Consider the following 14085-nt stretch of genomic DNA (forward strand, 5'->3'; position numbering starts at 1 on the left):
TTCGCCCCGCCAATGGGTTCGCAAAAACACCGCGGACGGCTTGCGGCGGTCCGGGCAAAGGCCGCACACTGCGCGGCGTCCCGCCGTCAACAGCCATGCCTTTATGCGCGTTAACGGCGGCCTGCCTTTCCCGCCGAGCGACGCCGTGGCCCCTACTCCTTCGTTTGCCGCGACCGAGACCACCCTGTTGCCGGGCACGCCTTCCTCTTCATCCGCCGGCCCGCAACGGTTGTTGTCCGTGGTGATCTGCACGCTCAACGAACACGAGTCCATCGGACCCGTGCTCGACGAGCTGGAGCAGGCCCTGGCCGGGGTCCCGCACGAAGTCATCGTGGTGGACGATTCCCTGGACGAACGCACCGCCGATGCCGTGCGCCAGCAGCGGAGCGCAAGCCCCCTGCATCTGGTACGGCGCAAGGGTGCACGCGGCCTGTCCTCGGCAGCCATCGCCGGCTGGGACGCGGCGCACGGCGACGTGCTGGCCATCATGGACGGTGACGGCCAGCACGATCCCTCCATGCTGCGCCGGCTGCTCGAACGGATGGAGCACGACGGCGCCGACCTCGCCGTCGCCAGCCGCTATCTCGAAAGCCGCCGCTCCGGCCTGAATCCGATGCGTCACGCGGTCAGCCGCACGGGCACCCGGCTCAGTTCCCTGCTGCTCGGCATCCCGTTGGCCGATCCGCTGAGCGGCTGCTTCCTGATGCGGCGGAGCTGGTACGAGCGGGTTCGGCCCCGGCTGTCGGGCCTGGGTTTCAAGATCCTGATCGACGTGGCGGCATCGACCTCCGAGCGTCCCGTGGTCACCCAACTGCCGACCGAGTTGCGCCAGCGGCTGGGCGGCGAGTCCAAGCTGAGCCTGCGGGTCGCGCTCGATCTGTTGATGCTGCTGGTGGAAAAGCGCAGCCACGGCCGCTGGACAGCGCCCCGGCAGATCACGCTGCTGCGCTGCGTGGCGGCCTGGGTAGTGCAGCTCGCCGCATGTGGCCTGTTGGTCGCGGCCGGCGTGCACACGCCATGGGCCTTGCTGCTGGGGATCCTGCTGTCCTTGCCGCTGGCATGGCCCATGCCCGTACTGCGCCGCATGCTGCGCCCGATGGTGTGGGTCGTGTCCATCATGGGTCTGGCCTTGATCACGCGTTATCTGGGGCTGTCCTGGGGAGTCGCGCTGACGGCGGTCACCCTGCTCGGCAGCCTCATCGTCATGCCGTGGAGCAATGCCTGATGCGGCGCTCATCCAGCGGGCCCGCAGCCACGACCACCGGATCCACTCCATGAACGCACCTCGCGGCGCAACCCATCCGCAGCGATGGCCCGTTTTCGTCTTCGGTGCGATAGCCGTCCTCGCCATGCTCGGCGCCTTCGTCGGTCTGGGCCGCAGCAGTCTGTGGATCGACGAGCTGTTCACCCTGCACCTGGTGCATCACGACCTCGGGCTGAAGGAAGTCTGGCGTCGCGCGCTCACCGATACGCAGCCTCCGCTCTACGACGTGCTGCTGTATGCCTGGACCCGGCTGTCCGGCTACGCGCCGTGGGCCATGCGCCTGCCCAGCGCGGTAAGCGCGGTGGCTGCGATCGTGGTGTTCGGTTATGGCGCGCGCAAGCTGCGGTTGGCCAGCCCGGCGGCGATCGCGTTCGCCTGCGCCGTCGCGGCGCTGTCCGGCTTCTGGTTCCAGCAATCGCAGAACATCCGCAGCTACGCCCTGAGCATGCTGCTGGCCGCGGTGCTGCAGCACACGGTGTGGCGGGTGCAGGCGGCGATCCGCGACGGCCTGCCCGTCCTGTCATGCCAGCGGAGGCTTTACCCCTTGCTGGCGGTGGGCCTGCTGGCCAGTTTCAACCATTCCTACCTGCTGCTGGCGACCGGCTTTGCGATGGCTCTGTTGCTGCTGCAGTTGCCTGCCTGGCGCCCGCGCATCGTGCTGATGCTGGGTGGCTTGCTGATTCTGCTGCTGAACGTCGCCTACTACCGCCAACTGATGCACGACACGCATCAGGACCTGCATCACCTATGGTTCCGCAACGACATGGGGTTCTTCGCCGCGCAGACACACCAGGCGATCGATGCCCTCGCCACGCGATGGGTGGAAGTGGGCCTGGTCGTGCTGCTGTGCTCCCTGCTGTGGCGCCGTCTGCAGGGCGAACCGGCCGAGGCCGAACCTTTGCGCGGGGCGCGTCAGGCCACCCTGCTAAGCACTTGCGTGCTGCTGGGCGTCGCCGTCTTCGGCATCGCCGTGTCGCTGCTGGTCGCGCCTTCGTATTCGGACCGCAACCTGTTGACCTGCGCACCGTTCGCGTGGTGGCTGCTGGCCCGCCTGTACGACGTGGCCGGACCCCGGCCCGGTGCGCGCCGCATCTGGCCGGCCGTCGTCTTCCTTGCCATTGCGCTGGCCAGCCATCTCCCCGTGCTGCGCGGCCGGCTGGTCGAGCGCAACGAGGCCTGGCAGGAGTCGGCGCACTACGTGGCCTCGCTTTCCGCCTGCCGCCAGCAGCCGCTGCTGGTGATACTGCCCTTCAAGTTCGGACCGCCCGAGGACAGTTTCCGGCGTCTCGCCGAACGGGATTTCTACGGCCATTTCCTGACCACCTCGCCGTTGACGGCGATGACCCCGGCCGAACTGGGCAGCCCGTCGCCGGCGCTGTCCGTGCAATGGCAGGCGCGGGCACAACAGTTCGACCAGGGCGGCTGCGGCGTCCTCGCCTGGGGCGTGCACGACCTGAACGAGGACGACGTGCAGCAGCTGGCGCTGGATCTGGCGCGCCAACCGGGCATCGCACCGCGCACCGTCGAGGTGCTGACCTTCGAAAGCCATTACCGGCGCCGCCTGCAATGGCCCTCGCACGCCACGGCCTATGTCCTGCAACTGCGGCCGGCGTCCGCCGAATCCATGCCGGTGACGACCGCAGGCACCGCCTCGGCCGACATCAGCCAGCACTGGCTGGTCCAATACCTGGGTACCGCGCCGGGCAGCGCCGTCCCCGTCGACCTGTTCAGAGTCCGCCGCTGGCCGGCCCATGGCCAGGCCACCGAGGACTACCTTGCGCAACGGCGGCTCGCCTGCAGCGCCACTGTCGAAGAGGATCGCCAGGACGTATGGCACGACCCGCGCCTGCCTGCCTGCGGCGGCTTCCTGCCGTCTACGCTGGAAGCCAGCCAGCTGAAGCCTTGACGGGTCTTCGACCGCCGGCTTTGACGTGCTTCCGGAGCGGCATCGGGAAGACGGGCGCAGCGCGATAAGCGCTCGCCCGGTCTCACGGCCTCATCAATCGACGCTCCGCCCCATGCGCTTCAGCTGCGCTCCGCGCGCAATGCCGTAGATGCCGATGGCGATCCACGCCACCTCGAGCAGGAACGCCGACCAGTTGAAGCTGCCGAACGTCAGCGACAGCAGCACGCCGAACGCGCCGAGGATGTTCATGAGCTGGTAGACCAGCTTGTTGCCATGCAGCTTGCGGGCCTGCAACAGGAAGTACGCCAGCAGCACCAGCAGCACGCCGATGTAGCCGGCCCAGTCGTACCAGTGGAAGTTCATCGCGATGCGCTCCTTTGCCTCAGTGCCTCGAACAGCACGACGCCAGTTGCCACGGAAACGTTGAGGCTTTCCATCGCACCGGGCATCGGGATCTTCGCCGTGAAATCGCAGGTCTCGCGGGTGAGCCGGCGCATGCCTTCGCCTTCGCTGCCCATCACCAGCGCCACCGGCCCCTTGAGGTCGATGCCGTAGATCGACTGGTCCGTATCGCCGGCCAGCCCGGTGATCCACACGCCGGCGTCCTTGAGCACGCGCAGCGTGCGCGCGAGGTTGGTCACCGCGATCAGCGGCACGCGATCCGCGCCGCCCGCCGAGGCGCGGCGCACCACGGGGGTGAGGCCCACGGCGCGGTCCTTGGGCACGATCACCGCGGTCGCATTCGCCGCCGCCGCGCTGCGCAGGCAAGCGCCGAGGTTGTGCGGATCGGTGACGCCATCCAGCACCAGTACCAATGCAGTGTTGCCGGCCTTTTCCAACAGGTCGGGCAGATCGTTCTCCACCGCCATCGCGGGGGCTTCGTACAGCGCAGCCACGCCCTGGTGGCGCGCTTCGCCGGCGAGCTTGTCGAGCTGCTCGCGCGGGCGATGGTGCACCGGGATCTTCAGCGCCTTGGCGCGTTCCGCCAGCTCATGCACGCGCGGGTTGCGCTGGCCGTTTTCGACCAGCAGTTCGCACACGCGCGCGGCGTCGTTGTTCAGTGCGCCGTCGACCGGGTTGATGCCGACGATCCAGTGTTCGTTCATCGCTTGCCTTTGGGTTTGCGTGCGGCCTGCTTCTTCGCGGCGCGCGGTGCCTTCGATACGGTCTTGCCGCCCTGCTTTGCCGGCGTCTTTGCGCCGGGTTTGGACGGGCGCGCGGCGACGGGCGGCGGATTATCGCGCGGCGGCAGCGCCGGCAACACCACTTCCGCACGCCGGCCGGGTGCCGGCGCCGCGGGCGGCTTGCGTCCCGGCAGCGAATAGCGATCGCCCGCTGCGGCGTAGTCGTAGGCCTTGCCGCTGCGCGGCGGCGGTGCGGCGGAGGCGCGCGGCGCCGCCAGGCGGAAGTCGATCTTGCGGTCCTCCAGGCTGGCGCGCAGCACCTGCACGCGCACGTGGTCGCCCAGCCGGTACTGCGCGCCGCTGCGCTCGCCCTTCAGCAGATGGCGCTGCGGATCGAAGTGGTAGTAGTCGTTGCTGAGCTGGCTGATGTGGACGAGGCCCGAGACCTTGGACTCGTCCAGCTCCACGAACAGGCCGAACGACGTGACGCCGGTGACCACGCCCGCGAACTCCTCGCCCACGTGCTTGGCCATCCACGCGCACTTGTAGCGCTCGTCCACGTCGCGCTCGGCTTCCTCGGCGCGGCGCTCGCGCTGCGAGCAGTGCAGCGCCATCGTGGCCATCTGCGCCGGCGTGTAGGTGTAGCCCGAGGGCTTGCCGCCGGTGAGCGCGTAGCGGATCGCTCGATGCACCAGCAGGTCCGGGTAACGGCGGATCGGCGAGGTGAAGTGCGCGTAGGCCGAAAGCGCCAGACCGAAGTGGCCGCGGTTGTCCGGTTGGTAGGCCGCCATGCTCTGCGCGCGCAGCAGCACGCTCTGGATCAGCTCGCGCTCGGGGCGTTCGGCCACCAGGCGCAGCACGTCGGCGAAATCGGCGGGGGTCACCTCCTCTACCGGCGGCATGCGCAGCTTGAACTCGCGCAGGAACTGCTGCAGGTCCTCGTACTTCTCCGCCGGCGGCGGTTCATGCGCGCGGAACAGCGCGGGGATCTTCTTCTTTTCGAGGAACAACGCCGCCTGCACATTGGCGGCGATCATGCATTCCTCGATCAGCTTGTGCGCGTCGTTGCGCGCGGCAGCGCCCGCCGATTCCACCTCGCCGCGCTGGTCGAGGCGGAACTTCACCTCCGGCGTCTCGAAGTCGATCGCGCCGCGCTGTTTGCGCTGTGCGGCCATCGCCTTGTACAGCGCGTGCAGGTTCTCCAGTTGCGGCAGCACGTCCGCCACCGCGTCGAGTGCACCGGCCTCGCGCAGGCCCACCGCCTGCCACACCTGGTCGTAGGTGAGCCGCGCATGCGAACGCATCACCGCCGGATAGAACTTCGACTTGACCACTTCGCCGGTGGCATCCACCACCATGTCGCAGACCATGCACAGGCGCTCGACCTTGGGGTTGAGCGAGCAGATGCCGTTGGACAGGGTCTCCGGCAGCATCGGCACCACGAAGCCGGGGAAATAGGTCGATGTGCTGCGCTCGTAGGCTTCCTTGTCGAGCGCGCTGCCCACGGGCACGTAGTGCGACACGTCGGCGATGGCGACGACCAGCCGCCAGCCGCCGCCGCGCTTCGGCTCGGCGTACACGGCGTCGTCGAAGTCGCGGGCGTCGGCGCCGTCGATGGTCACCAGCGGCAGCTTGCGCAGGTCGACGCGGCCCTCGCGCTCGGCGGCGGTGACCTCGGGTTCCACCTCGGCCGCATCGCGCAGCACTTCGGGCGGCCACTCGTGCGGCAGATCGTGGCTGGCAATGGCCATCTCGATCAGCAGCGAAGGCTGCAGGCGCTCGCCCAGCACGGCGCGGATCGCGCCCAGCGGGCCGCGGTGCGGCGTGGGCGGATCGGTGATCTCGGCCACCACGATCTGGCCGGCGCGCGCGCCCTGCGTCTCGCCGGGCGGGATCATCACGTCCTGGTGCAGGCGGCGGTCGTCGGGCGCCACCAGGGTCACACCGTTCTCGACCACCACGCGGCCCACCAGTCGCGGCGAGCGGCGCTGCAGCACTTCGGCGATCGCGCCCTGGCGACGACCGCGCCGGTCCACGCCCACCACGCTGGCCAGCACGCGGTCGCCGTGCAGCACGCCGCGCATCTGCTGCGGCGAAAGATAGAGGTCGTCGCCGCCTTCGTCGGGGCGCAGGAAGCCGTAGCCTTCGGCGTTGGCCAGCACCACGCCGGGGATCAGATCGAGCTTCTTCGCCGGCGCGTAGCCGCCGCGGCGGCCCAGCAGCAGCTGGCCGTCGCGCACCATCGCGCCGAGGCGCTTGTGCAGCGCGAACAGGTCGTCGGGTTCATGCAGCGCCAGCGCTTCGGCGATGCGCGCCTCGGTGAGCAGTTCGCCGCGCTCTTCCAGCAGGACCAGGATGGCCTCGCGGCTGGGAATGGGGCGCTCGTAGCGCTGCGCCTCGCGCTCGGCATGCGGATCGCGCTTGGCATCGGCGCGCTTGCGCTTGCCCGCTGCCGGATTCGCGCGTTTGTCTTGCGGGTTCTTGTTGTTCTTCTTGGTCACGAAATTACCTTGTGTGGATGGCTGCGCCAGAGCGGCGCGGCCGAAAGAGGGAATGCGTCAACAAAGTGTTGACAGAAGCAGGACAGATGCCTAATCTACGCGGCTCACGCAGCCCGAAAGGCACGCGCGACACCTGCCCAGGTGGCGGAATTGGTAGACGCACTAGTTTCAGGTACTAGCGGGTAAAACCGTGGAGGTTCGAGTCCTCTCCTGGGCACCAATTGTAGACGAAGCCCGCAGCGATGCGGGCTTCGTCGTTTCTGCGATATGCACACGCCGCAACGGGTGAACCGCCGATGACGCCTTCGCCGCATGTCCTCGCCGCCCGACGCCACTGGGTATTCGACCTCGATGGCACGCTGACGGTCGCCGTGCACGATTTCGCCGCGATCCGCCAGGCGCTGGACATCCGCGGCGACGAGGACATCCTCGCCCACATCGCTGCGCTGCCCATGCACGAGGCCGATGCCAAGCGCGCGTGGCTGCTCGAACACGAACGCGGACTTGCGCAAGCTTCGCGCCCGGCCATCGGTGCGGTGGCGCTGGTGCGCTCGCTCGCGGCGCGCGGCTGCCGGCTCGGCATCCTCACCCGCAACCTGCGCGAACTGGTCCTGCTTTCGCTGGAAGCGATCGGCCTGGCCGACTGCTTCGACCCGGCCGCCGTGCTCGGCCGCGAAGATGCTGCGCCGAAGCCCGATCCGGCGGGCCTGCATCGCCTGGCCGGACACTGGGCGGTCGAACCTGCCGAACTGACCATGGTCGGCGACTACGCCTACGACCTGGCCTGTGCCCGCGCCGCCGGCGCACAGGCCGTGCTCGTGAACCTGCCCGAGAACCATTGGCCCGACCTGGCCGACTGGCACTTCGCCGACTGCAACGCCCTTGCAGCGACGCTGCACGCCGCGCTCGGCTAGGTGCCCGACGCCGGCCCCTTCAGCTCGACCATGTTGCCCTGCGGGTCGTAGCAGTAGATCGAAGGCCCTTCGCCGCGCGCGCCGTAGCGCATGCCCAGCTCGCCGATGCGCACGCCATGCGCCTCGAGATGGGCCAGGATCGCCGCCTCGTCGTAATCCTCCACGCGCAGGCACAGGTGATCCATGTTGTGGCCTTCCCTGCCCGGTGCCGCGCCGCCGTAACGGCCCAGCTTGCCGTCCACGCCGACCAGGTCGATCAGCGAAACACCGGCACGCAGTTGCAGCAGGCCGATTTCGTCCTGCCGGCGCTCTTCGCGGCAGCCCAGGACATCGCAATAGAAACGCCGCATCGCCTCGACGTCGATGGCGCGCAGCACGACATGGTCGATTTCGCCGATGCGGATCATGAAGGCTCCAAGGATTGGGGAAACGGGAGCATAGCGCTCCGCCTGTCCCGCCCCTGTATAATTGCCCGGGTAAACGCATGGTGGGAGAAGCGGCCGCTCCGCAAGAGCGCACCGCTGCCGAAGGCGCAACGCCCGTAATCGCTCAGGCCCCATACCATCCTGCGCATAGCACTCTGGAGAGAGCGGTTGAATCCGCCGCCGAAGGGGCACGAGGCTCACGCCTCCAAACTCTCAGGCAAAAGGACAGAGGGGCGCCCGCGTGCGGCATGCACGCAGACTTCGGACGCCCTTCATGAGCCAGAACACTCCCTCCCTGCGCGAGCTGGAAAACCACGACGCCTTCATCGCGCGCCACATCGGCCCCAACGACGCCGAGATCGCGCACATGCTGCGCGCGGTCGGCCACGATTCGCTGGAAGCGCTGACCGACGCCATCGTGCCCGCCAAGATCAAGTCCGCCGCGCCGCTGGCGCTGCCCGTCGCGATGAGCGAAGTGGACGCGCTGGCGAAGATCCGCACCATCGCGGACAAGAACCAGGTGTTCCGAAACTTCATCGGCCAGGGCTACTACGGCACGCACACACCCAACGTCATCCTGCGCAACATCCTGGAGAACCCGGCGTGGTACACGGCCTATACGCCGTACCAGGCGGAGATCTCGCAGGGCCGCATGGAAGCGCTGATCAACTTCCAGACCATGTGTGCCGACCTCACCGGCATGGAGATCGCCAACGCCTCGCTGCTGGACGAAGCCACCGCGGCCGCCGAGGCGATGACGCTGGCCAAGCGTTCGGCCAAGGCCAAGGGCAACGTCATCGTGGTGTCCGGCGATGCGCATCCGCAGACCATCGAGGTGATGCAGACGCGCGCCGAGCCGTTGGGCCTGGCGATCAAGCTGGCCAACTCCGCCGAGGAATGGGATGCCGCGATCGCCGCGGACGACTATTTCGCCGCGCTGATCCAGTACCCGGCCAGCAGCGGCTGGCTGATGGACTGGAGCGACGAGGTCGCGAAGGTCCACGCCAAGGGCGCTCTGGCCATCTTCGCCACCGACCTGCTGGCGCTGACCCTGCTGAAGACGCCGGGCGAGATGGGCGCCGACATCGTGATCGGCAACTCGCAGCGCTTCGGCGTGCCGTTCGGCTTCGGCGGCCCGCACGCCGCCTTCATGGCCTGCCGCGACGCGTACAAGCGCTCGATGCCGGGTCGCCTGATCGGCGTCTCCATCGACGCCGAGGGCAACAAGGCCTACCGCCTCACCCTGCAGACGCGCGAGCAGCACATCCGCCGCGAGAAGGCCACCAGCAACATCTGCACCGCGCAGGTGCTGCTTGCCGTGATGGCTTCGATGTACGCCGTCTACCACGGTCCGGAAGGGCTGGTGCGCATCGCTACGCGCGTGGCGCGCCTCGCCGCGATCCTCAAGGCGGGCCTTGCGCAGCTCGGCTTCACCACGACCCACCACGACAGCGCGTTCGACACGCTGAGCCTGAAGACCGGCGAGCGCACCGACGCCATCGCGGCACGCGCCGTGGCGCTGGGCGCCAACCTGCGCAAGGCCTGGGGCGAGTACCTGTGCATCTCGCTGGACGAGACCACCACGCGCGCCGACATCGAACTGCTGTGGCGCATCTTCGGCGGCGACGACGCCAAGCTGCCCAGCATCGAGGCGCTGGACGCCAGCGCGCCGTCGCTGATCCCGCAGGCGCTGCAGCGCACCTCGGCCTTCCTCACGCACCCGGTGTTCAACACGCACCACAGCGAGCACGAGCTGCTGCGCTACCTGCGTGCGCTGGCCGACAAGGATCTGGCGATGGACCGCACGATGATCCCGCTGGGCTCGTGCACCATGAAGCTCAACGCCACCGCCGAGATGATCCCGGTGACCTGGCCGGAGTTCGGCAACATCCATCCGTTCGCGCCCGCCGCGCAGACGCAGGGTTACCAGGAGCTCATTGCCGGGCTGGAAGCGCAGCTGGTCGAAATCACCGGCTACGACGCGGTGAGCCTGCAGCCGAATTCCGGCGCGCAGGGCGAATACGCCGGCCTGCTGGCGATCCGCGCGTACCACCAGTCGCGCGGCGAAGGCCATCGCGACATCTGCCTGATCCCCGAGTCCGCCCACGGCACCAACCCGGCCTCCGCGCAGATGTGCGGCATGCGCGTGGTGGTCACCAAGTGCGACGCCAACGGCAACGTGGACCTGGCGGACATCCGCGCGCAGGCCGAGAAGCACTCGGCCAACCTCGCCGCGATCATGCTCACCTACCCGTCCACCCACGGCGTGTTCGAGGAGGACGTGGTGGCGATCTGCGACATCGTCCACCAGCACGGCGGCCAGGTGTACACCGACGGCGCCAACATGAATGCGCTGGTGGGCGTGGCCAAGCCCGGCAAGTGGGGCTCGGACGTCAGCCACCTCAACCTGCACAAGACCTTCTGCATTCCGCACGGCGGCGGCGGCCCGGGCGTGGGCCCGTGCGCGGTGCGCTCGCACCTCGCGCCGTTCCTGCCGCGCGCGCTCGGCGACGACGGTGCGCGCACGCAGGGCACCGGCAACGGCGCGATGGTCAGCGCCGCGACCTTCGGCAGCGCATCCATCCTGCCGATCTCGTGGATGTACATCACGCTGATGGGCACCGCTGGCCTGCGCAAGGCCACCCAGGTGGCGCTGCTCAACGCCAACTACATCGCCAAGCGCCTCGCCGCGCACTACCCCACGCTGTATACCGGCCGCAACGGCCTGGTGGCGCACGAGTGCATCCTCGACCTGCGCCCGATCAAGGACGCCACGGGCATCAGCGCGGAAGACGTGGCGAAGCGCCTGATCGATTTCGGCTTCCACGCGCCCACGCTGTCCTTCCCGGTGGCCGGCACGCTGATGGTGGAGCCCACCGAGAGCGAATCGCAGCACGAGCTGGACCGCTTCATCGACGCGATGATCCAGATCCGCGACGAGATCCGCGCGGTGGAGGAAGGCAAGCTGGACCGCGACGACAACCCGCTGCGCAACGCCCCGCACACCGCGTTCGCGGTAAGCGCCAGCGAGTGGACGCATGCCTACCCGCGCGAGCTGGCCGCCTTCCCGCTGCCCTCGCTGCGGCTGCAGAAGTACTGGTCGCCGGTGGCGCGCGTGGACAACGTCTACGGCGACAAGAACATCATGTGCGCCTGCATCCCGGTGGATGCGTATAAGGAAGAAATCGAGGCTTAAACGTGCCCCTCCCCTCTCCCGCCTGCGGGAGAGGGGGCGGGAAAGAGGATCGTTTTCGCTAGAACATGCTCCCTCTCTCCAAGCCTCTCTCCCGCAAACAGGAGAGAGGCTTCAAGCAGAAGTCCCACCATGTAAGCTGATTCACCAATTCGCATATGAACGATGCGATGACAACCGACGAGGGGACTTGAATGTCAATGGCGTCGATCAAGGTCATCAAAGGCTTCGTCGCGGATTTCGACAATGGCGGCAAGGATGGTGGCAACGTCACCGGTTTAATGGTGACCACCTTCACGGTCGGCGACCCGCCTGTAAGCTTTTGGTCGCCCCTCTCGATTGGTTCGCCCATTGCCAGTGGTGATTACGTCGCAGTGGCCGGCCAGCGCTCACTGGTGCACGGGATCGGTCAGGTGGCCTTGGCGTATCGTCGTCTTGGCAATTCGGGAAGCGCGCATTTGTTCAATGTAGCTTTCCCGATCATGTGCTTTCTATTCGGAGCACTGTGCATCTTCGGCGGCTTGCTTCTCGAACCTGGCGGTATCGACATAGCGGCGATGGTGGCGGGAATCGCCCTAGGCTTATTCGGTATTTGGCGACTCTGGTGCATGTGTACAGCACGCAGCATGCTGAACAACATGGAGTCCGTCCTGTCCACCTATCAACATGGGCAGTGAATAAATCCTCAGCCTGACAAAGCTCCTTTGAGCGACGCTGAAGTTCGTCTTTGTGCAAAACAGTACGGCAAACACCGTGCTCAGGTTGACGCGGACATTTGCGGTATCGCGCAGTGCAGACTGGCACACACCATGCGCAACAACTCCTTCTCGGTAGATGTCACGACGCCATCGGCCTTGATCGCGCACTGCAGCCCCTGGATCACGATCTCCTTGGCGACCGGCAGCAGGCGGTCGAGATCGTCCAGCGCTCGGTCCAGCCGAGCCTGCCACACGATGGGCAGCGTCTGCCAACTGAAGACTTCCCCCGGAAACGCCTGATCCATCGCCGCCAGCCACGCGCGCCGCGCCGAAGCATCGTCGTTGCTGCCGTATACCGCAACGACCGCGTAAACCAGCGAAAGACTGTCGCGGCACGCCGGCAGCTTTTTCCGGCCTTCAACGGGCGCACTGCCCGGTTTGGCGGCCTCGCGCAGATACATTCGCAACAGCCGTACCAAGCAATAGTCGTCGAGTTCCACCTGCGGGTCGACGCCAACGATCGCGTCGAGTGTGTCGCTCAATGTTTCCAGGCGACCACGCGGCAATTGCTTCAACGCGGGGAATGACAAGGCGATAAGCGGCATGCGCTGCACCGCCGACACGGTCATCTCATCGGCAATGAGTTTATCCGTGGCAGACAGCACGTCGTCGCCGAATGCATTGGCGACGAATCGCCGTTGGCGCGCCCGCAGATCTTCGTGCTCCGACATGCCCAGCGCCAGCGCCAGGTTGAGCGCAGTTTCAGGCGTCCGCGCCGCCTCGACCAGGCTCGCCGGCATACTTTGCCGCACCGACCGCGCCTGTTGGAAATTTTCTTGCGCCGGGGTGGTGGTGACGGGTGAAGAAACTGCAACGGCTGCGACAGCAGGCACGACAGTCATCGCCGCCTCGGTGCTACCCGGCCATTCCAGCGGCGGTAACTCCCTTTTGTGTGTCTTGGCTTCGTCGCCGGCCGCCGTTGCACTGTCGTTGCCGGTGAGACGCTCGCTCATGGCGTGCTCCAGCGGCAACAACTGCTGCTCGCGGAACCAGGGTTCCAGCGTGCGTATGCGCTGCATGAGTGGCGGATGTGTGGCGAACCACGCATTGAACTCGTCCACGTCGCCGAACATCATGTGAGCGACTTCGTGGCGGTTCCCTGCCTGCAACAACGATCCGTCGGGAGCAACCGCGATTTTCTTCAACGCGCCAGCAATGCCAGCGGCTTGTCGCGTGAATTGCACCGCGGATGCGTCTGCCAGTGCTTCGCGTTCGCGCGCCACGGCGGCCTGGATCAAACGCCCGAAGAAATAACCGATCGACCCGATGACGATAAAGCCGAGGCCAAAAAAATAGCCCACCACTTTGCGTTCGGCGTCGCGCTCAGAATATTCGTAACCGCCATCGCTGCTCCATGCGAACTGCCGACCGAGCACCGACAGGGCCATGATGCCGAACAGCAATCCCATCAGGCGGATGTTCAATCGCATGTCGCCGTTAAGCACGTGACTGAATTCGTGCGCGATCACACCCTGCAGCTCATCGCGCGTGAGATTATCAAGACACCCTTGTGTGACACAGATCGTTGCATCGGACGCCGAATAGCCGGCCGCAAAAGCATTGATGCCACGCTCCTGTGGCATCACGTAAATGTCCGGCACGGGCGTGCCGGACGCGATGGCAACCTCTTCGATCACGTTGCGCAATTGTTTGAGCTTGGGATCGTCGACATCGGGTGGCACGGGAATGCCGTTGACATCCTCGGCTACCACTGAACCGCCGCCGGCGAGACTTCGAATGCGGTAGAACGCAGAACCGAAGATCACCGCCAGAACGCCCAACGTGGTGAACGTGATCAGCCTATGCTGGTAAGCCGCGTGATCGGCCACCCTGATCCAGGGATGGCCAAATATCATGAACACCACCGCGTCCATGGCCACCACGATGGCAACGACGGCGAGGCCGAACAGCACCACGAGAAGGCGCGTACTGCTGCGCACCTTCGCCTGCCTGGCAAAAAAATCCACGGTATCGTCCCCCAGCGAGCCGACGCGACCCGA

General features: G+C 66.9%; 10 protein-coding genes, 1 tRNA gene and 1 riboswitch. Of the genes, 6 read left to right on the forward strand and 5 right to left on the reverse strand.

Features of this window, described 5'->3' with window-relative positions; all coding sequences use genetic code 11:
* The first annotated feature begins 145 nt into the window (after window positions 1-145).
* Both IHE46_RS15175 and IHE46_RS15180 read left to right on the forward strand, forming a co-directional pair.
* Entirely contained in the window at window positions 146-1225 is a 1080-nt protein-coding gene (locus IHE46_RS15175; RefSeq protein WP_192165508.1) for a glycosyltransferase, read from the forward strand.
* Between the two features lie 49 nt (window positions 1226-1274).
* Window positions 1275-3170 carry a hypothetical protein gene (locus IHE46_RS15180; RefSeq protein ID WP_192165509.1) on the forward strand — a complete coding sequence of 632 codons (1896 nt, stop codon included), beginning with the start codon at window positions 1275-1277 and terminating at the stop codon, window positions 3168-3170.
* Between the two features lie 93 nt (window positions 3171-3263).
* Here IHE46_RS15180 and IHE46_RS15185 read toward each other — a convergent pair whose 3' ends face one another.
* The 3 genes from IHE46_RS15185 to rnr are packed head-to-tail and all read right to left on the reverse strand — an operon-like array spanning window position 3264 to window position 6669.
* Window positions 3264-3533, reverse strand: coding sequence for a hypothetical protein (locus IHE46_RS15185; protein WP_192165510.1), 270 nt, complete (start codon window positions 3531-3533; stop codon window positions 3264-3266).
* Window positions 3530-4276: a 23S rRNA (guanosine(2251)-2'-O)-methyltransferase RlmB gene (gene rlmB, locus IHE46_RS15190; RefSeq protein WP_192165511.1), complete on the reverse strand. Its 747-nt coding sequence runs from the start codon at window positions 4274-4276 to the stop codon at window positions 3530-3532. The genes IHE46_RS15185 and rlmB overlap by 4 nt, the downstream gene beginning before the upstream one ends.
* Complete coding sequence (gene rnr / locus IHE46_RS15195; RefSeq protein ID WP_343230042.1) at window positions 4273-6669, reverse strand: ribonuclease R; 2397 nt, start codon at window positions 6667-6669, stop codon at window positions 4273-4275. The genes rlmB and rnr overlap by 4 nt, the downstream gene beginning before the upstream one ends.
* Before the next feature lie 261 nt (window positions 6670-6930).
* Between rnr and IHE46_RS15200 the strand changes: the two genes are divergently transcribed.
* Together IHE46_RS15200 and IHE46_RS15205 are read left to right on the forward strand one after the other, a co-directional pair.
* A tRNA-Leu gene (locus IHE46_RS15200) sits at window positions 6931-7015 on the forward strand.
* A gap of 76 nt (window positions 7016-7091) precedes the next feature.
* Window positions 7092-7709, forward strand: a complete 618-nt coding sequence (locus IHE46_RS15205; protein ID WP_225563097.1) for an HAD-IA family hydrolase — start codon at window positions 7092-7094, stop codon at window positions 7707-7709.
* On the opposite strand, the gene IHE46_RS15210 is transcribed toward IHE46_RS15205, so the two are convergent.
* The gene (locus IHE46_RS15210) at window positions 7706-8116 is read right to left on the reverse strand and encodes a VOC family protein (protein WP_192165514.1); all 411 of its coding nucleotides are present in this window, start codon (window positions 8114-8116) and stop codon (window positions 7706-7708) included. The two genes, IHE46_RS15205 and IHE46_RS15210, sit on opposite strands and share 4 nt — an antisense overlap.
* Before the next feature lie 163 nt (window positions 8117-8279).
* Window positions 8280-8373: riboswitch (glycine riboswitch) on the forward strand.
* A gap of 35 nt (window positions 8374-8408) precedes the next feature.
* Between IHE46_RS15210 and gcvP the strand changes: the two genes are divergently transcribed.
* Window positions 8409-11330 carry an aminomethyl-transferring glycine dehydrogenase gene (gene gcvP, locus IHE46_RS15215; protein ID WP_192165515.1) on the forward strand — a complete coding sequence of 974 codons (2922 nt, stop codon included), beginning with the start codon at window positions 8409-8411 and terminating at the stop codon, window positions 11328-11330.
* A gap of 197 nt (window positions 11331-11527) precedes the next feature.
* On the forward strand, window positions 11528-12004 hold the full coding sequence (locus tag IHE46_RS15220; RefSeq protein WP_192165516.1) for a hypothetical protein: 477 nt from the start codon (window positions 11528-11530) through the stop codon (window positions 12002-12004).
* A gap of 80 nt (window positions 12005-12084) precedes the next feature.
* Here IHE46_RS15220 and IHE46_RS15225 read toward each other — a convergent pair whose 3' ends face one another.
* Window positions 12085-14052, reverse strand: coding sequence for a M48 family metallopeptidase (locus tag IHE46_RS15225; protein WP_192165517.1), 1968 nt, complete (start codon window positions 14050-14052; stop codon window positions 12085-12087).
* Window positions 14053-14085: the final 33 nt, after the last annotated feature.

The sequence above is a fragment of the Rhodanobacter sp. DHG33 genome (assembly GCF_014843005.1).
In the GTDB taxonomy this organism is placed as follows: domain Bacteria; phylum Pseudomonadota; class Gammaproteobacteria; order Xanthomonadales; family Rhodanobacteraceae; genus Rhodanobacter_A.

Bases quoted from the DNA above. Each gene is read 5' to 3' on its own strand.
- IHE46_RS15180 (WP_192165509.1), top strand. From the start codon at position 1,275: ATGAACGCACCTCGCGGCGCAACCCATCCGCAGCGATGGCCCGTTTTC.
- IHE46_RS15185 (WP_192165510.1), bottom strand. From the start codon at position 3,533: ATGAACTTCCACTGGTACGACTGGGCCGGCTACATCGGCGTGCTGCTG.
- rlmB (WP_192165511.1), bottom strand. From the start codon at position 4,276: ATGAACGAACACTGGATCGTCGGCATCAACCCGGTCGACGGCGCACTG.
- IHE46_RS15205 (WP_225563097.1), top strand. From the start codon at position 7,092: ATGACGCCTTCGCCGCATGTCCTCGCCGCCCGACGCCACTGGGTATTC.
- IHE46_RS15210 (WP_192165514.1), bottom strand. From the start codon at position 8,116: ATGATCCGCATCGGCGAAATCGACCATGTCGTGCTGCGCGCCATCGAC.
- gcvP (WP_192165515.1), top strand. From the start codon at position 8,409: ATGAGCCAGAACACTCCCTCCCTGCGCGAGCTGGAAAACCACGACGCC.
- IHE46_RS15220 (WP_192165516.1), top strand. From the start codon at position 11,528: ATGGCGTCGATCAAGGTCATCAAAGGCTTCGTCGCGGATTTCGACAAT.